Below are 19,862 nucleotides of genomic sequence, written 5' to 3'. Positions count from 1 at the left end.
GGCATGGCCACCGGGGGGGATCTGGCCGCGGCGGGCGCGACCGAACGGCTGACGCGATCGGCGTCCGGCCTGTTCACGCGGCTGCGCCAGAGCCTGCGCAAGATCGGCCCTTGGCGACTGGCCGTTACCTTCCTGATCCTCGGGTTGGCGCTGTTCATCGCACGCTATAGCTGGGAAAAGGTGCCGCTTGCCTCCGACATTGAGCGGATGCTTTACGACGTGCGCGCCACATCGTCGGCGCCGCGCACGGAGCAGGATGATCGCATCGTCATGGTCGTGTTCAACGATCAGACGCTGATCGAAACCGGCCGCCGATCGCCGCTCGATCGTGCGACGCTCGCAAAGGCGCTGGCCAAGCTCGATACGCTCGGCGCCAAGGCGATCGGCATCGATATCCTGATCGACCAGGCTACGCCCGAGGACAATCAACTCGTCGATGCGTTCAGGGCGCTCAAGACGCCGACCTATCTCGCGCTGGTGTCCGCCGAAACCAATCCCGATTTCGTGGAATATGGTCAGGAGGAATTTCTCCGCGCCTTCCAGCAATCGATCGCCGGTGGCGCCGTCAAACCGGCTAGCGTGCTGTTCGAATCTGATCTGTCGGACAATGTGATCCGCGGCTGGCCCAACCAGCCGGCCAGCCTGCCGCCGCTGCTCGCCAATGCGCTGACACCCGTCCACCCCGAGTTCCGCCAATATACCGGCGCGATCCGCTTCCGTTATCCGGTCGATCCCGAACGGCCCGTCTTCGCCAAGCTGCCGATCCAGCTCTTCACCGGCGATTTTCCGGCCGAGGCGCTGCGCGATCAGATCGCCGGGCGCTATGTTCTGATCGGTGGTGACATATTCGATGTCGACCAGTTCGAAACACCGGCCACACGCGTCATCGGCGGCACCACGATCGGGCTGGAGGTCCACGCCCATATGCTCGCCCAATTGCTCGATGGCGCGATGTTCAAGGGCGTGCCGTCCTGGATGCTGTGGGCGGCCGCGATCCTGGTGGTCGCCGCGGGATCGCTGACCGCGATGCTCGACGTGCGGCCCTGGCTGCTGGCGCTGATCCTCGCCATCCAGATCGCGATCATCCTGCTCATTCCCTACTGGGCGCAGGCGCAGGATGTGGACACCCAGCATCTGCCGGTCTTCGGCTGGATTGCCGGCTGGTTCCTTGCCTTTGCCGCCGTCGGCACCGCGGCGCGCGCGGTCGGATCGGAGCAGCGGCGTTTCGCCCAGTCGGCGCTCGGCAAATATCTGCCGCGCGACGTCGCCAACCAGATCATGCGCGATCCCGATCAGCTGGCGCTGCATGGCGAAAAGCGCGAGATCTATGCCCTGTTCACCGATCTCGAAGGCTTCACCAAGCTCAGCCACGCGATTGCGCCGGAAATGGTCGCCTTCCTGCTCAACCGCTATCTCGATGTGTTGAGCGAGACGGTGCTGCGCCATGGCGGGACGATCGACAAGTTCGTCGGCGATGCCGTCGTCGCTTTCTGGGGCGCGCCGATCAGCCGGCCCGACGACCCCGATCGCGCAGTCGCTGCCGCGCTCGCCATGTATGAGGTGGGCGAGGAGTTTCGCCGTTCCGCCCCCGAAGGCGTGCCGCCGATCGGCTGCACGCGCGTCGGCCTGCATTTCGGCGAGGCGATCGTCGGCAATTTCGGTGGCGAGGGCCGCATCCAATATACCGCGCTCGGCGACAGCATGAACACCGCCGCGCGGCTGGAAAGCGCCAACAAGCAGTTGAAAACCACGGTGCTTGTCAGCGAAACCGTGGCGAAGCGATCGAAATTTTCGCACTTTCGTCCGATGGGGCGCGTCGCGGTACGCGGCCGATCGACCCCCTTCTCCGTATATGAACCAGTGCCGCATCTCTCCGAAGATGATGTGGCGCAACTCGCTGCGCTGGTCGCACGGTTCGATGAAGGAGATGAGCGTGCGATCGATGAGTTGGAAAGATATGCGTCAGACCATCCGGAGGATGCGGCAATCGCCAATCTGGTGTACCGTCTGCGTGAGGTGGGACCGGGAGGTAACTTTGTCTTGGACTGATTTTATCAAGCCATCAGCGGCGGTTGCGGCGCTGGTGATAGCGACTTGCGGTGTCGGTGCATCGGCGGCCACTCTGGTCGTCCGGTCCAGCGGCCCGTCTGCCAAGGCCTATCCGGCGGGCAAGCAACTGGCCGATAACGGCCAGATCGCGCTGAAAGCTGGCGACCAGGTCGTCATTCTCGACAGCAAGGGCACGCGCACGCTCAAGGGGCCGGGCACGTTCAGCCCGACGGTCTCGTCCAACCAGGCGAGCGACTCGCGCGAGACCTTCGCCCAGGTTTCCAGCCGACGGGCTCGCCCGGGGGCGACGCGCGGCATTCCGCCGCAGGCCACCGCCGTCGCGCCGGCCTCCACGGATGCGGCGCGCAGCCCCAACATCTGGTTCGTCGATGTCGAGCGCTCGGCAACCGTATGCGTAGCCGATCCGGCGGCGGTGACGCTGTGGCGTCCCGAAGGCGGGGCGGCGGGAACCGCGACGCTCACCAACGTCGGCACCGGCAAGGCTGGAACCGTGCAATGGACGCAGGGCCAATCCAAGGCCCCGTGGCCCGCGTCGCTGCCGGTTTCCGAAGGTGCTCGCTACAAAGTTAGCTGGGCCGGACAGGCGGCGCCGACCGAGTTGCGCTTTGCGCTGCTGGGCGCCGAGACCGCTGGTCTTGAGGACATGGCGTCGAAGCTGATCACCAAGGGCTGCACCGCCCAGCTCGATATGCTGATCGAAATGGTCGCGATCCCGGACTCGCCGGCCAGCTAATCGCGGTTTTACGGCCCGGTCGCGCTTGAAATGGCGGGGCCGGGCTGGTAGCCAAAATATTGTACGGGATGGGGGAAATCCCCGGCCGCGGCATGCCTCGGGCGTGGCTTGCCGATATGCACAGGCCGGGTGATCCCGTCTTCGTGCTGAGCCATGACGGCAGCATGCCGCTTCGAATTGACCCGGCTTTTTCGGCATCGTCGAAGGGACGGTTCGGGCGGCGTTTCTGCCGGCCGGGGGATAACCCTCGGCATTGTCAGGATGCGCAAGGGGAGCGCGGATGAAGGCCTTGGGCGGATCTACAGGATCGCTTCTCGTTCTGGCACTGCTCGCTACGGCAGCGCCGGCCTCCGCACAGGTGCGGGCTGGCCCGACGCGGGAGGAGATCACACGCCCGCCGGTGGCGCCCGTGCCCGCCGCACCCTCGCGGCTGACGGTCGAGGGCGGGGTCGAACGGGCCCCCTGCCCGCTCGCCGACGAGAAGTTCAAGGACATCACCGTCCAGGTATCGGAGGTCCACTTCGACAATCTGCGCGTCGTGGCGCCGGGAACGCTGCGGCCCGCTTATGAGGCCTATCTCGGCAAGACCGTGCCGATCGCCACCGTCTGCGAGATTCGCGATGCGTCCGCGACGATCCTGCGGCGCGCCGGCTACCTCGCCGCCGTGCAGGTGCCACCCCAGCGCATCGAAAATGGCGTCATCCATTTCGATGTGCTGATGGCGAAACTGGTCGCGGTCCAGGTCCGGGGTGACGCCGGCAAGGCCGAAAAGCTGATCGCCGGCTACCTCAACGAGATCAAGGGGCGCGAAGCCTTCAACGAGAAGGAGGCCGAACGCTATCTCCTCCTCGCGCGCGACCTGCCCGGCTTCGACGTCCGGCTGATGCTCCGCCCCGCCGGCACCGCTCCCGGCGAGGTGATCGGCGAGGTTTCGGTCGAGAAGATTCCCTTCGTCATCGACGCCAGCGTCCAGAATTTCGGATCGCATGATGTCGGCCGCTGGGGCGGCCAGTTGCGCGGCGAATTCTACGACCTCCTCGGCCAGGGCGATCGCGCGACCCTGGGTTTCTACGCGACGCCCCAGATCGACGAGCAGCGCGTGCTCCAGCTCGGCTATGATCTGCGCATCGGCAGCGAAGGGCTGACGCTCGGCGGCCGCTTCACTTATGCCTGGTCCGAACCCGATCTCGGCGACGATGTTAATGGCCGCATCAAGTCCGAAACCATGGTTGCCGGGCTGGAGCTCGGCTATCCGCTTGTCCGCCGGCAGGATAGCAATCTGCGCGCGGCGCTGGGCTTCGAACTGATCGACCAGGACGTCCGCTTTGGTAACGATAGCGGCTTCCTGCCGCTGACCCGCGATCGGCTGCGCGTGCTTTACGGGCGGCTCGATTTCGACATGATCGATCCGCAAAGCCTGATGAGCGTCGGCGGTTTCAGCATCGGCGAGCCCCGCTGGCGTTTCGCCGGCTCGCTGGAAGTCCGCTTCGGTCTCGACATGTTCGGCGCGTCCGAGGGGTGCGGCGGACCTCCTTATCTCTCCTGCTTCCTGAATGGTGCCACCCCGCCCAGCCGTATCGAAGGCGATCCCACCGCGTCGCTGGCGCGCTACACGATGGTCGGCGAATTCCGGCCGGTGCCGAACATCACCTTCTCCTTGTCGCCACGGGCTCAGTTCACCAACAGCGCGCTCCTCAGTTACGAGGAATTCTCGGCCGGCAATTATACCGTCGGCCGCGGCTATGATCCGGGCGCGCTGATCGGCGACACCGGCGTCGGTTTCCAGGCCGAGCTCCGCTACGGCCGGATGGCGCCCAATGCGCGGGACGATCTCACGTTCCAGCCTTTCGTCTTCTTCGACAAGGCGTGGATCTGGAACCGTGATCAACCGACCGCGCCGTTCGTGGCCGATCCGCAGGAATTGTCCTCGGCGGGCGGCGGCGTCCGGCTGGTTTACGGCGATCGCGGGCGGCTCGATGTGACGCTCGCCAAGGGGCTGGAGAAGATCCCGACGGCCACTTCGGCGGGCATTGCGCTGCACAAGCCCGACGCTCGCCTCCTCATATCGCTGACGACGCGGCTTTACCCCTGGCTCCAGTGATCATCTGCTGAAGCCATAGACGTAACAGAGTTCGAAAGTTCGAGAGGTTGATTATGTCCGGTACGGTTTTGCATCCGCAAGCACACCGCAGGCAGTCGCGCCTCCCGCTGCTTTCGTCCTGCGCGCTGGGCACGGTGATGGCGGCGCTCGGCCATCAGCCAGCCGTGGCGCAATCCTTTCAGGGCAGCGTCATCGGCACGCCGACCGGCGCGACGGTTTCCACCGCGCCGGGGCAGACGATCGTCACGGTCAACGCGCCCAACGCCATCGTCAACTGGCGGCCTACGGACACCGGCGGCGGCACAGCCCCCATCCAGTTCCAGCCGGTCGATACCACCGCCACCTTCGAAAGCACGGGTGGCAATTACACCGTGCTCAACCGCATTCTGCCCGGCGGCGCCGCGGCCGGCAGGTCTGTGTTGCTGAATGGCGGTATCGAAAGCTTTGTCGGCAGCCGCGATGGCGGCCCGCGCGGCGGCGCGGTGTGGTTCTACAGCCCGAATGGCCTCATCATCGGATCGCAGGCGTCGATCGACGTCGGCAGCCTGCTTCTCACGACGCGCGATCTTTCCGACGCCGATTTCCTGGATGGCAACGGCATCTATAATTTCGGCGCGACCGATAACAGCCGCTCCACGATCAACATTCAGGCCGGCGCGACGATCAACGCCCTGCACGATGCCGATCTTGCGACCAGTTCCTACGTGGCTCTCGTCGCGCCGCGCATCGTCCAGGGCGGTGACGTCCGCGTCGATGGCTCCGCCGCTTATGTCGCGGCCGAGCAGGCGAGCATCACGATCAACGGCAGCCTGTTCGACATTCAAGTGCAGAGCGGCAGCGACGCATCGGCCGGCGATGACGTCACCCTCGATCACACCGGCTCGACCGGAGGTGTGGCATCGACCGGAGCCAGCGATCCGCAGGCGATCTACATGGTCGCCATCCCGAAAAATGTGGCGATCACCATGCTGGTGGGCGGCAATGTCGGCTATGATGCCGGTTCTGCCGGGATCGACAACGGCGTGGTCGTGCTGTCCGCCGGCCAGAATGTCGGCCAGACCACCGGCATCACCGCAGGGCCGGCGAGCGGTGTCGGCGCGAACTTCACCGTCACCGCCCAGCAGCTTTCGTCCGACACCACCATCGTCGCCCGCACCAATGCGCTCGTCGATGTGGCGGACCTGTCTTCGGGCACCGATCTTGTCGCGGGCAATCTCGTCATCCAGGGCGGTGCGAGTTCCACGCTGCAGATCCGCGACGGGGCGTCGGCGCAGTTCATCGTCCCCGATACCGACTTGGACGGCTTCGGCCTCATCGTCCGAACCTCGAATACCGACGACAGCAGCGTGCGCATCCGCGGAACGGCCGCGGTCCAGCTCGGGACGAACGCATCGCTGGAAACAGATCGCGGGCTGAACATCTCCGCCCGCGTCGACGATAATGGCATTGCGCGGGGCGGCTTCGCCAATCTGACCGCGGGCACCGGCTCCTCGATCCTGGTGGATAACGGCCTGTTCATCGACGCCGCCGGTTCCAGCCAGCAGGCCGATGCATTTGGCGGCAATGTCCAGGTGCAATTGACCGGCGCGACGCTCACCGCCGGCTCGCTCTTCGTCGATGCGTCCGGCGGGGCAGGCTTCGGCCCGAATGGCGCGAACGCTACGGGCGGCACCGTCACGGTCTCCGTCAACAATTCGACGATCAGTGCCGTCAACGGCATCGTGATCGACGCCGGAGGCTTCGGCGGCGGCGCATTTGATGGCGGCGTGGGCGGTATCGGCCGGGGCGGCAGCGCCAACCTGACCGTCAGCGGTGCGGCGAGCTCTATCAGTTCGCTCGCCAATCTGGAGATCAGGGCGGCCGGCTTCGGCGGCGGGGATGCCACCGACGGGTCGGGCAACGGCATAGCCGGCGGCGACGGTTTCGGCGGATCGGCAAGCTTCATCCAGCAGGACGGCTCGGTCTCTGTCGACACGCTCGTGGTCGACGCCGCCGGTCGCGGCGGCAACGGGGTGGATTCGGAAGATCTGGCGGTCCGTGGCGGCGCCGCAGGGCAAGGCGTCGGCGGCACCGCGACCCTTACCACCACCGGCGGATCGCTGGCGGCAGACACGTTCGACATCCTCGCGTTCGGCGAAGGCGGCGATGGCGGTGCCGGCGTCGAGGCTGGCGAAGTCGGCTATGGCACCGGCACCAGCCCGGACGGCGGCGATGCAGGTGCGGCAACCGGCGGCACGGCGATCGCCTCGATCGGCAGCACGCTGAATGGCGTTGTCCTCAACGTCAACGCGAACGCCATCGCCGGCCAGGCAGGTTCGTCTGACTTCGGCGACGTCGGCAATGGCGCAGACGCCTTTGCAGGCGGTGCGGCGGGCGCTGGCGGCGCGACCCTGGCCTTCACCGGCAGCACGACGACGACGCTGACCGCAACCAACGTCACCGCCAGCGCCGTCGGCAGCGGCGGGCTGCGCGGTGGCACGGCATTGGGCGGCGATGCGGTGATTTCGCGCGCTGGCACCGGCGTCGCCCGCCTCGGCACGACCAGCTTCGACGTTTCAGCGACCGGTGGCAGTGCATCGCTTGATGGCGCGCAGGCAGGTGACGCTTCGGCCGGTGAAGGTTCGATCCTGGTCAGCGGCGGTCTGCTCGAGTTGGATACGCTCGATTTTCAGGTGGATGCTGTCGGCGGGTCGACCTTCTTTGGCGGCGCTGGCGGGATCGGCGGCGACGCCACCGGCGGCATTGCCACGATCGACGTCGCCGGCGGCTCCTTCACGCTTGCGACCAGCCTTGCCGTCCAGGCCGACGGCCAGGGCGGCGGCGGCGTCACTGCCGGCTTCGGCCGCGGCGGGCGCGTCGATTTCGCGGTCGGGCCGGGCGGCTTCTTCTCGCTCAACGATGCCAGCGATCTTCTTCTCACGGCATCGGGCACCGGCGGCAACGGATCGGGCAGCCAGATCGCCCGCCCCGCCGAAATCGGCGGTGATGGCTTTGGCGGCACGGTTACCTTCCAGGTCGCGTCCGCCAGCATCGACATCACCGATGATCTGCGCTTCGACGCATCGGGCATCGGCGGCTCGACGACGGGCACCGGCGGCAATGCGACCGGCGGCACCATCACGGCGTCCGTGGTCGGCGGCGGATCGGTGACGGTCGATGGCGAACTGGTCGTCAATGCCGTGGCGATCGGCGGCAATGCAGTGATCGGCGGTTCGGCCGATGCGGGCGATATCGACCTGTCGGTTTCCAGCAATGGCATCTTCCAGGTCGCCGATTTGACGACCATCCGCGCGAGCGGCTCCGGCGGCCTCGGCGCCTATGATGGGGATGGCGGCGCGGGCAGCGGCGGCAGCTTCGCGATCACCGTGGCAAGCGGCTCGACCGGCAGCTCGATTGCCCTCGATGGCGGCCTGGATGTGGCGGCAAGCGGCTTTGGCGGCGGATCGCAGCAGCAAGGCTTCAGCGGCACCGGCAATGGCGGCCAGGGCGGTCTCGGCACAGGCGGATCGATCAGTCTGCGCAATGCCGGCGGCTCGCTCTCGGTCACGGATGTTACCACCCTGCGCGCTGAGGGTTTTGGCGGCGACACCCGCGATATCGGCGATGCCGGCGCGGGTGCCGGCGGCTCGATACTCGTCGATGCTGCCGCCGGCACGTCGGATCTCGACAGTCTCCTCCTCAGCGTATCCGGGTCAGGCGGTGTGGCCGGCGAATTCGGCTATGGCACGGGCGGAAATGGCGGAACGGGCACGGGCGGCAGCGCGGTCATAACCGTCGGCACCGGCAGTCTCGGCACGACCGGGATCACCCTTGCCGCCGGCGGATTCGGCGGAGACGGCGGCAGCGGCGATCTGGACGGCACGCTCGGCCTGATCAATGGCGGCCGGGGTGGCGATGGAACGGGCGGCACCGCCAGCATCACCATTGCCAGCGGCACCTTGACCAGCGGCAGCGTCAACCTCTCGGTCGATGGCGATGCAGGCAATGGCGGCAATGGCTTCAGCGGCGCGACCGCCGGTGTCGGCGGTGTCGGCACGGCCGGCGGCTTTGGCGGCGGTCCTGGCGGCGCGACGCTGGCGATCACCGGCGGCGGATCGTTCGAATCGAGCGATCTCTTCCTCAGCGCCTTGGGATCGGGCGGCGGCGGCGGCTTTTCCGATGTTATCCAGCCGGATCTGCCCAGCGGTGCCGATGGCGGCGCGGCGTTTGGCGGCCTTGCCCGCATCACCGTTTCGGATGGCAGCCTCACCACCACCTTTACGACGCTGGACGCCCGCGCCTTCGGTGGCAATGCCGATTTCGGATCGTCCACAACTCCGCCGGCGATCGGCGGATCGGCTACCGGCGGCACTGCGGAACTGCTGGTCGGCGCCGCCGGCAGCGCAAGTTTCGACAGCCTGTCAGCGACATCCTTCGCCAGCGCCGGGGGCTTCTTCTTCACGCGCATCGGCAACGCACAGGGCGGCACGTCCCGAGTTTCGATCGACGGCGGCACGCTTGTCGTCACCAGCTTCCTGGATTTGAATGCTGGAGCGGAAGGGGAACGCGGTATCGGCCTTGGCCCCACGATCGCCGGCGGCACCGCGATATTTGAAGCGTTGAACGGCGCGACCGTCGATTATAGCGGCAACCTGCGGATCGACGCTTCGGCGACAATCTTCTCCGGTGAAGGCGGCTTCTTCCAGGCGCTTTCGGGTGACGACATTGGCATACTCGGCGTCGGCGACGGCACGGCGGTGGGCGGCACCGCCACCATGACGCTGGATGGCGTCAGCCTCGATCTGGGTGGAGACCTCACCCTCGATGCCAGCGGCTCGGCCCAGGCGCCGGGGGCTTCGGCGCAGGGCGGCACGGCGACATTGGTCGTCCGCAATGGCGGCGCGCTCACGGTGGGCGGTGATACCGAACTCGACGCCTCCGGCTTCGGCGCGGATGGGGATAGCGGCGGCAGCGGTATTGGCGGCACCGTCACGCTGCGCGCGGACGCCGGCACGATCGCGGCGGGACAGATATTCCTCGATGCCAGCGGCACGGGCGGTTCCTCGTTCGTTGCCGCGCCCGGCGGTTCGGCCAGTGGTGGCGCAATCCTGATCGACATCGCCTCTTCGGCCACCCAGGCCGGATCGATCAGCGCCGGCAGTCTCAATGCGTCGGCTGGGGCAGAGGGCGGATCGGGCGATATCGATACGTTCGCCGACACTTCGAGCACCAGCGGCGGCGACGCCACCGGCGGCTCGATCACCGTCACGGCCGCCGGCGCGCTGACGGTTACGGACGGCATCATTCTCGACGCAGCGGGCAACGGCGGCGCGGCTTTTGCCGGCGGCGTCGGCGGCACCGGCACGGGCGGCACGATCGCCATCACGACGAGCGTCAGCGGGGCCGGCGTCGGCAACATCAGCGCCGCCGCGATCGATCTCGCTGCGTCCGGCACCGGCGGCGTCGCGATCGATCCGAGCGAATTTACCGAATCCGACCTCGATCTCACCGCGGCCAGCGGCGGCACCGGTATCGGCGGCGGAGTCACGCTCACGCTTGGCGGCGGCTCGATCACCGGCGCCATCAATGCGTCGATCAGCGGCACCGGCCAGGACGGTGCGGCATCGCTGGATGGCCAGGGCGGCGCCGGTGGTAGCGCGACCGGCGGTTCCTTCGCGCTCATTCGCAGCGGCGGAACGCTTGCAGGCGGCTATACGGCGGATATCGGCGCGACAGCCGGCAATGGCGGCGTCGGGCGTCTTGGCGGCGCGGGGGGCGCCGGCGGCAGCGCCGTGGGCGGCTCCTTCAATTTCAGCCTGATCGGCGACGGGCAGAGCTTCACCCTCGCCGATCCGCTCAACCTTATCCTTGCAGCCGTGGGCGGCGCGGGTGGCGACGCCATCGACGGCACTGTAGCCGGCGGCGCGGGTGGCGCCGGCGGCTCCGCAACCGGCGGCAACCTGATCCTGGCGGTCAGTGGCGATGGCGCAAGCCTGACGCTGGCCGGCCTCAGCCTTGATGCCACCGCAACCGGCGGCGTCGGCGGCAATGGCGGCGGCGGAACGCAGGGCGGCGCCGGTGGCGCTGGCGGTCTCGCGACAGGCGGTACAGCCCTGCTCTCGGCCGATCTGGGAACGCTCACCATTGCTGATGGCGGCCGTGGTACGACCATCGATGTCAGCGCGACCGGCGGCCTTGGCGGCACTGGCGGCAGCGCTACCGATGGTTCGGGCAGCGTCGGCGGCACGGGCGGCAATGCGCTCGCCGGCAATATCGACGTTCGCGCGACCGGCGGCAGCATCGTGGCCGACACGCTGGCCCTTACATCGGTCGGCCGTGGCGGCGATGGCGGCGTCGGCGGCACCGGCGGCGCGTCGGGCACCGGCGGAGCCGGCGCGGGCGGCAGGATCAGGCTGGCGACGCTCGACGACAGCGATACCGGCGCCACGGGTTCGATCACCGCCGGCTTCACCAATCTGGTCGCGTCGAGCATCGCCGGCAGCGGCGCCCTCCCCGGCCAGGAGACGGCCGGCCGCATCGAAATCTACCAGCAGAGTGCCGCTGCAAGCGGCTTCATCCAGTTCGCCTCGCTCAATGCGACCGCTCAAGGCACGTCGCTCGACAGCGCGGTTTCGGCGATCGACCTGCTTGCGGATGGCGGCACGATCCGCGTGACCGACTCTGCCTTCCTTGATGCCGGCGGCTATGTCTTCCTGCGCGCCAACGGCGCGGGTGTGATCGTGGGCGATCTGCTTGCCGTATCCTCCGATCAGTTCATCGTCGGCAGCCACAGCCAGCCAAGCGGATCGGGCGATACGATCCGCGCGCGCCAGGCCTTCTTCTCCGCCGTTACCGATGTCGATCTTGGCAACGGCACGACGGTCCGTGCCGGCGATATCACCGCCTCCGCCGGCCGCAATATCGTGCTGGCAACGGCCATTGCAGATAATGACATCGATCTCTCCGCCGCCGGCGCCATCACCGCCACGACGTTGCGGGCGGGTGACGATATCATCGTCAATGGCGGCAGCATCGCGATCGGATCGGCCACCACGACCGGTCTCGGCGTCGATGACGAAACCGGCTATGGCGGCGATGGGCTCGGCAATGTCTACCTCACCGCCACCGACGGTATCCTGTTCGACGCGAGTGCCGGCGATGGCGTGGATGTCGACGCCTTCGGCCAACTCCTGTTGTCGAGCGGCGGCGATACCGCTTTCGGCGAGCTGGTCTCGGCCGACGCAGGCATGGATATCATTGCCCAGGGCCGTATCGACGGCGCGGCAGCGTCGCTCGTCACCGGTGGCGCGGCGCGCTTCTATGTCGGCGATGGGAATCTCACCCTCACCAGCCTTGACGCGGGCAGCCTCGCGACGCTTGATGCCGAGGGCGGCGAGATCGTCGGCAACGGGCTCGCCCTTGCCGGGGCGGTCACCATCACCGATCTGCTCAGGCTGCGGAACGGCGACATCCTCGTGTCAGCCGATCAGGGCATCACCATCGGGCGGGCAGAGGCGCAATCGGGCGCAGCGCTGACGCTCGCTTCCGCCAACGGCACCGTTTCGCTGACGTCCAACGGCGCGATCGGCGGCGGCCTGCTCGAAGCCATCTCGATCACGGGCACCTCGATCTCGACGGGTGATCTCGCCGCGGCGGACAGTATCGCTATCACGGCAACGGCAAGCGATTATACCGCCGGCAGCCTGACGACCGCCACGGGTGACATCACCGTGCAGGCCGCGGGCCTCGTCACCCTCGATACCGTCAGGGCGGGCGGCGACGTGTCGCTCACCTCCACCAACGGCCTGGTGGCCGTGACCACCGATCTTTCGGCGGGTGGCCAGATCGATGCCATCGGCACGTCCGTCACGCTCGTGTCGCTTGGCGGCCTCAATATCGATACGCTGCGGGCGACCGATGGCGATATTCTCGTCCAGGCGGGCGGCGCGATTGCGCTGGGTGATCCGCAGGCGACCGGCAACATCACCATCACCAACGGCGTGGGGATGGAGGGTGATCCCGACGCAGCCCTGACGATCACCGCCAATTCGCTGAATGCCGGCGGCAATGTGCTGGTGAGCGGCCAGGGCGACATCGCCGTGCAGAGCGCCAATGCCGGCGGCGATGTCGTGCTGAGCACCGCGTCTGCCGCCTCGCTCGACAGCGGCACCGCGGGACGCGATCTCGTGATCAACGTCCAGACTGCGATCGCCGCGGGTGATCTCGTCGCGGGCCGGGATCTCGAACTCGTCACCCGGCTTGCGGGCGGCGACACGCGCATCCTGCCGCGCAGCATCACGCTCGCCTCGGGCCGGGCCGGCGACGACATCATCCTGGCGGGCTTCGGTCAGGTCGAGGCGGGCACGCTCGTCACCACGGGCACCGGCGAGGATGCCGGCGGGCTGCAATATGGCAATCCAGTCGGCAGCAGCGTCTACATCATCTCCGAAATGGGCACCGCAATCCAGGTCGTGAATGCCGCGGACAATATCGAATATTTCAACACCGCGGAGACCCGCGACGGCTTCATGGTGTCCGACGGCAGCGGCGGCATCACCGTCGGCCGCCAGACGGCGGGTGGCAATATCCGCGCGCTCAACACGCATAGCGGCATCGACTTCCAGGACGTGATCGCAGGCGGCACCATCTCGCTCGATGCCGGCCAGTCGCAGGCCGCCGACGTCCGCCTCGTCACCGCGCAGGCGGGCCAGTCGATCGGCGTCACCGCCCGCGGCCTGGTGACGCTTGGTGGCGATATCGCCGCGCCAGATATCAGCGTCGCGTCGCACGACATCACGCTTTTCTCCGGTGAAGGGGGCACGCGTATCGGCATTGATACCGACACGATCACGCTCACCAATATCGGCCCGCGGCGCAGCCAGATCGGCGGGGCTGCGGCCGGCGATGCCTGGTCGCTCTCCAATGACGAATTCGGCCGGCTGAGCGCGCACACGATCACGCTGGCCGCCGATACCAGCGACATCACTGTCGGGCAGCTCGATATCATCGGGTCCGCCGGTCAGGACACCGCCACACGGCGCCGCAACCTGACCGGCAGTGATCTCGTCATCCGCTCGGAAGGCGTCGTGCTGGTGAACGGCGCCGTATCACTGATCGGCGCCGGCGCCGACGACCGACTGACCCTCAGCGCGGGCAACCGCGTGATGGTGGATACCGCCGGCGGCTCCGTCAGTCTGACCGGCCAGGGCGGCGCCCTTGGCGGCACACTGATATTCGATGCCGGCACCATCTTCGTCGGCACCACGCAGGCCTGGGCGGACATACAGGGCATGAGCGATATCAATGCCAAGGACGAGCGGCTGGGCAATTCGGACGGCATCAACAATCCCGAAGGCTTCATTCGCGCCAATGGCCTGGAATTCCGGGCCAGCAACGGTGTCTATATCCAGAATACCGGCACGGATCGGAATCCTTCGGGCGAACGCGCCGGCTTCACCGCGGGCTCGGGCGGCGTCACCATCGTCAGCAAGGGCGATGGCGCCCCGATCGAGATCGTCATCAACGGTCGCCAGCTTCTGGCCGACGGCAGCTTCGCCAGCGGTGCCGATCTTATCCCGCTGCTTATCCTGCGTGGCGAAGGCGACGCGACGATGGCCAGCTTCAACCCGCGCTCCACGGCCAATGGCTGTCTGATCGTTGGTTTCAGCTGTCGCTTCGATCTGCCCGAACGCATCGGCATCCCGCAGCAGGACATCATCACCGCACTCGATCCGGAGGAGGATTTCGACGGCGAGACCGGGCTTGTCCGCGCGATCAACCAGCCGGTCATCCAGTTTGCCGAGGCCACCGGCCTTTCCAGCGAGCCGGTGATCGAGGAGCCGGTGACCGGATCGGGCAATGAGGATCTGTGGACAGGCGGCGGCGCCGATGGCGGCACCGAGATCCAGCAGCAGGTCACCGGCACGCGCAAGGATGACGAGGATGAGGGCGCCGACGACGCCTCGACCGTCAACCAGCAGGTCACCGGCACCCGCAATGAAAATCTGGACGAACAGGTGACCGGCACGCGCAACGAGGCGCAGGACGATGAAGAGCAGCCGAAGCCGCAATGACGCGGGATTGGCGGAGGGGCGATCGATAGGTTAGGAGCGCCCTTCCCCCTTCACGGGCTCAAGCTTTCCGGGTGATCCGTTCGATGTCGCATTCCGCCCCCGCCGGCCAGCCGCTGGTCCTGTTCAACAGCGTGACGCGCGCGACCGAGACGTTCGCGCCGATCGATCCGGCGATGGCGAAAATCTATTCGTGCGGGCCGACCGTCTATAATTTCGCCCATCTCGGCAATCTGCGGGCCTATGTGTTCACCGATACGCTGCGTCGAGTGATTAACTGGAAGGGCTGGAACGCCACCCATGTCATCAACATCACCGATGTCGGCCATCTGACCTCCGATGCCGATGAAGGTGACGACAAGATGGAACTGGCGGCGAAGGCCGCGGCCCGGACGATCTGGGAAGTCGCCGCTTTCTATACCGACGCCTTCAAGAACGACATCGCCCGGCTCGGCATCCTTTCGCCGACGATCTGGAGCGTCGCCACCGATCATATCCAGGACATGATCGCCTTCGGCCGCCGCATCGACGATGCGGGCGCGACCTATGAGCTCGACTCGGGCCTCTATTTCGACGTCACCAAGGTGCCCGATTATGGCCACTTGGCCGGCGCACGACCGGATGAGGTGGTGGGCCGCATCGAAACGGTGGAAGGCAAGCGCAACTCGGCCGATTTCGCGATCTGGCGCAAGTCGCCGGACGACAGCACCCGCCAGATGGAATGGGCATCCCCCTGGGGCGTCGGCGCGCCGGGCTGGCATCTCGAATGCTCGGTGATGAGCATGAAATATCTCGGCGAGCAGTTCGACATCCACACCGGCGGCATCGACCATCGCGAGATCCATCATTGCAATGAGATCGCCCAGAATCAGGCTTTCACCGGAACCTCAAAGACCGGCGCCAACATCTGGATGCACAATAATTTTCTGGTCGATCGCGGCGGCAAGATGTCGAAGTCCAAGGGCGGCTTCGCGACCCTGCAATCGCTGGTCGATCGCGGCGTCCATCCCCTCGCCTACCGCCTGCTCTGCCTGTCGGCGCATTACCGCTCGGAACTGGAATTCTCGCCTGAAAATCTGGGCGCGGCGCTCACCCGGCTAAAACGCCTGCTGATCTCGGTTGCGCAGCTTCGCGACAAAGCCGGCGAACTGCCGTGGGCGCGCGTCGTGACCGATGCGGCGATGACCAAGGGCGCTTCGCTCGCTTATCAGCGCAGCGTGATCGAGGATGGCCTGCCCCCCGACGCGACCGCGCTCGTCGCCCGCTTTGACGAGGCGATCTCCGCCGATCTGATGATCCCCCAGGCGCTGCCGATCCTTGAGGAAGCAGTGGCGAAGAAGGCCTGGTCGGCGGACGTCCGCCTGCGCCTCGTCGCAACCTTCGATCTCGTCCTCGGCCTCGGTCTGCTGACGCTCGCGCGGGAAGATCTGCGCGTTCGGCCCGCCGATATCGCGATCGAGGATGCCGATATCGAGGTCCAGCTCGCCGATCGCCAGGCCGCGCGCGCGGAGAAGGATTTTGCCAAGTCCGATGCCATCCGCGACGCGCTGGCGACACAGGGTGTCGAACTGATGGATGGCGATCCGCTGCGCTGGGAATGGCGGGTCTCGCTAAGCTAGTTTCGCCTATGCCGCGGCCCGCAAATGCCGTAGCAAGTGCAACGAAAACATAAATGGTCGCGTATATTAGTCCGGAATTCGGAGGTTAGCGGCACAAGGCCGTCGCCTCCAGTTGGGGGAATGCGACATGGCTACGAAGGCGTCCGATCTTTTCATCCAATGCCTGGAAGAGGAAGGCGTCGAATATATCTTCGGCGTTCCGGGCGAAGAAAATCTCGACATGCTGGACAGCCTCAGCCGATCCAAGAAGATCAAGCTGATCCTGACGAGGCATGAGCAAGGCGCGGGCTTCATGGCCGCCACCTATGGCCGTCACACCGGCAAGACCGGCGTCTGCATGGCGACGCTCGGGCCGGGCGCGACCAATTTTGTCACCGCCGCGGCCTATGCTCAGCTTGGCGGCATGCCGATCCTGATGGTGACCGGGCAGAAGCCGATCAAGAAATCCAAGCAGGGCCGGTTCCAGATCCTCGACGTCGTGTCGATGATGAGCCCGATCACCAAATATACCCATCAGCTCGCCAGCGCCGACAATATCCCGAGCCGCATCCGCGAGGCGATCCGCCTCGCCGAAGAGGAGAAACCCGGTGCCACCCATCTCGAATTCCCCGAGGATGTCGCCGACGAGCATACCGACAGCAAGCCGCTGAAGCCGAGCCTCGCCCGCCGCCCCTCCGCCGAGCCGAAGGCGGTGCGTGCCGCGGTCGAGAAGATCGAAAAGGCCAAGGCGCCGATCCTCGTCATCGGCGCGGGCGCCAACCGCAAGCTCACCGGTCGCATGCTCCTCCAGTTCATCGAAAAGACCGGCATTCCCTTCCTCACCACCCAACTCGGCAAGGGCGTGATCGACGAGAACCACCCGCTATTCCTGGGCTGCGCGGCGCTATCGGCGGGCGATTTCGTCCATCGTGCGGTCGAGGCCGCGGACCTCATCGTCAATGTCGGCCATGACGTGATCGAAAAGCCGCCTTTCTTCATGCAGAATGGCGGAACGCAAGTGATCCACGTCTCGACCCGCTCGGCCGAGGTCGATCCCGTCTACTTCCCGCAGATCGAGGTGATCGGCGACATCGCCAACGCCTTCTGGCAGATGAAGAATGACATCGTGCCGTCGGGCAACTGGAACTTCGATGCGATGCTCAAGGCGCGCAAGGCGGAGCTCGACCATACCCATTCGATCGAGAACGATGCCCGCTTCCCGATCTTCCCGCCTTTCCTGGTGAAACAGATCCGCGATGCGATGCCGGCGGACGGCATCATCTGCCTCGACAATGGCGTCTACAAGATCTGGTTCGCCCGCAATTATTGCGCGCGCCAGCCCAACACCGTGCTGCTCGACAATGCGCTCGCCACGATGGGTGCAGGCCTGCCGTCTGCCATGGCATCGGCGATGGTCTATCCCGATCGCAAGGTGATGGCGATCTGCGGCGACGGCGGCTTCATGATGAACAGCCAGGAGATGGAAACCGCGGTCCGCTTGGGCCTCAACATCACCGTGCTGATCCTCAACGACGGCAGCTACGGCATGATCCGCTGGAAGCAGGCGAATATGGGCTTCGAGGATTGGGGCCTCACCTACGGCAACCCCGATTTCGTGAAATATGCCGAAGCCTATGGCGCCAAGGGCCACCGCGTCGAAAGCGCAGACCATCTGCCGAAACTGCTCAAGGAATGCCTCGACACGCCCGGCGTCCACCTGATCGATTGCCCGGTGGATTATTCGGAGAACGATCAGATCCTGAACAAGGACATCAAGGAACTGAGCAAGAAGTTCTGATTGCGAGGCGCGTGATGCAGTTGAAGCCGACCTACCCGCTCTACCTCGCCAACGAGGCGCAGCAGCCCAACACCGACCTTGCCGTGACCGACAAGTTCACCGGCGAGGTCGCAACCCGTGTGGCGTTGGCCGATGCCAAGACGATCGAAGCAGGCATTGCGGCTGCCACCGCAGCGACCGAGCCGATGGCGCAGATGGCGTCCTATGAGCGGCAGGCAGTGCTCCAGCATTGCGTCGATCGCTTCAAGGAGCGGGCCGACGAACTGGCTTTCGCGCTCTGCATAGAGGCTGGCAAGCCGATCAAGGACAGCCGCGGCGAGGTCGGCCGTCTGATCGACACCTTCCGCATCGCCGCCGAGGAAAGCGTGCGGATGACCGGCGAGGTCCAGCCGCTCGACATTTCGCCCCGCGCGCGGGGCTATCAGGGCATCTGGAAGCGCGTGCCGATCGGCCCCTGCTCCTTCATCTCGCCCTTCAACTTCCCGCTCAACCTGGCCGCGCACAAGGTGGCGCCTGCCATCGCGGTCGGCTGCCCCTTCGTGATGAAGCCGGCGAGCCGCACGCCGCTTGGCGCGATCATCATGGGCGAGGTGCTGGCGGAGACCAATCTCCCCAAGGGCGCTTTCTCGGTGCTCCCGGCAAGTCGCGACGGCGCGGACCTGTTCACCACCGACGATCGCCTGAAACTGCTCTCCTTCACCGGATCGCCCGACGTGGGCTGGGATCTGAAGGCGCGCGCCGGCAAGAAGAAGGTGGTGCTGGAACTCGGCGGCAATGCCGCGGTCATCATTGATGCCGACGCCGACCTCGACGATGCGGTGGATCGCACCGTGTTCGGTGCCTTCTACCAGTCCGGCCAGTCGTGCATCGGCGTCCAGCGCATCCTTGTCCACGACAAGGTCTATGAGGCGTTCCGCGACAAGTTAGTGGCAAAGACAAAGACCTTGATCGCCGGCAACCCGCATGACGAGGATACCTTCGTCGGCCCGATGATCGACGTGAAGGAAGCGACCCGGCTCGATAACTGGATTCAGGAAGCCACCGCCAAGGGCGCGACCCTGCTGTGCGGCGGCAAGCGCGATGGCGCGATGCTCGAAGCGACTTTGCTCGAAGGCGTGGCGCGCGAAACCAAGCTCAATGTGGAGGAAGCCTTCGGCCCCGTCGCCTTCCTGATCCGCTTCTCCGAGTGGGAAGAGGCCGTCCACATCGTCAACGACAGCAAGTTCGGGCTGCAAGCCGGTGTTTTCACGCGCGATATCTTCAAGGTGCTCGATGCGTGGGATCGGCTCGATGTCGGCGGCGTAGTCGTCAACGATGTGCCGAGCTATCGCGTCGACAATATGCCTTATGGCGGCGTCAAGGATTCCGGGCTGGGCCGCGAAGGGATTCGCTTCGCGATGGAGGACATGACCGAGATCCGCAATCTGGTGATCCGTCGCCGCGCGCCCTGATCTGCGGCCAAGTGCTATCATTGTCGAAGGAAATCGCAGATTTGTCGCATTGGCGACTTGCC

7 protein-coding genes are annotated in these 19,862 nt (G+C 66.2%); all 7 read left to right on the top strand.

Annotation, left to right across the window (positions count from 1 at the left end; translation table 11 throughout):
• The first annotated feature begins 3 nt into the window (after window positions 1-3).
• The 7 genes from ACFB49_RS05510 (at window position 4) to ACFB49_RS05480 (ending at window position 19,800) form a co-directional block, all read left to right on the top strand.
• The gene (locus tag ACFB49_RS05510) at window positions 4-2,049 is read left to right on the top strand and encodes a CHASE2 domain-containing protein (RefSeq protein ID WP_380876977.1); all 2,046 of its coding nucleotides are present in this window, start codon (window positions 4-6) and stop codon (window positions 2,047-2,049) included.
• Complete coding sequence (locus tag ACFB49_RS05505) at window positions 2,036-2,803, top strand: hypothetical protein (protein WP_380876974.1); 768 nt, start codon at window positions 2,036-2,038, stop codon at window positions 2,801-2,803. Before ACFB49_RS05510 ends, ACFB49_RS05505 begins: the two co-directional genes overlap by 14 nt.
• Window positions 2,804-3,083: 280 nt before the next feature.
• On the top strand, window positions 3,084-4,904 hold the full coding sequence (locus tag ACFB49_RS05500; RefSeq protein ID WP_380876971.1) for a ShlB/FhaC/HecB family hemolysin secretion/activation protein: 1,821 nt from the start codon (window positions 3,084-3,086) through the stop codon (window positions 4,902-4,904).
• Window positions 4,905-4,957: 53 nt separating this feature from the next.
• Window positions 4,958-14,956, top strand: a complete 9,999-nt coding sequence (locus tag ACFB49_RS05495; protein ID WP_380876969.1) for a hypothetical protein — start codon at window positions 4,958-4,960, stop codon at window positions 14,954-14,956.
• An 83-nt stretch (window positions 14,957-15,039) separates the two neighbouring features.
• Entirely contained in the window at window positions 15,040-16,572 is a 1,533-nt protein-coding gene (gene cysS / locus ACFB49_RS05490; RefSeq protein WP_380876967.1) for a cysteine--tRNA ligase, read from the top strand.
• Between the two features lie 127 nt (window positions 16,573-16,699).
• Entirely contained in the window at window positions 16,700-18,349 is a 1,650-nt protein-coding gene (locus tag ACFB49_RS05485; protein WP_380876965.1) for an acetolactate synthase large subunit, read from the top strand.
• Window positions 18,350-18,363: 14 nt separating this feature from the next.
• Window positions 18,364-19,800, top strand: coding sequence for an aldehyde dehydrogenase family protein (locus tag ACFB49_RS05480; protein ID WP_380876962.1), 1,437 nt, complete (start codon window positions 18,364-18,366; stop codon window positions 19,798-19,800).
• The last annotated feature ends 62 nt before the right edge of the window (window positions 19,801-19,862 follow it).

The organism is Sphingomonas sp. DBB INV C78 (assembly GCF_042693015.1).
Taxonomy (GTDB): Bacteria; Pseudomonadota; Alphaproteobacteria; order Sphingomonadales; family Sphingomonadaceae; genus Sphingomonas_E.
This window is presented reverse-complemented; position numbering and strand designations above follow the sequence as displayed.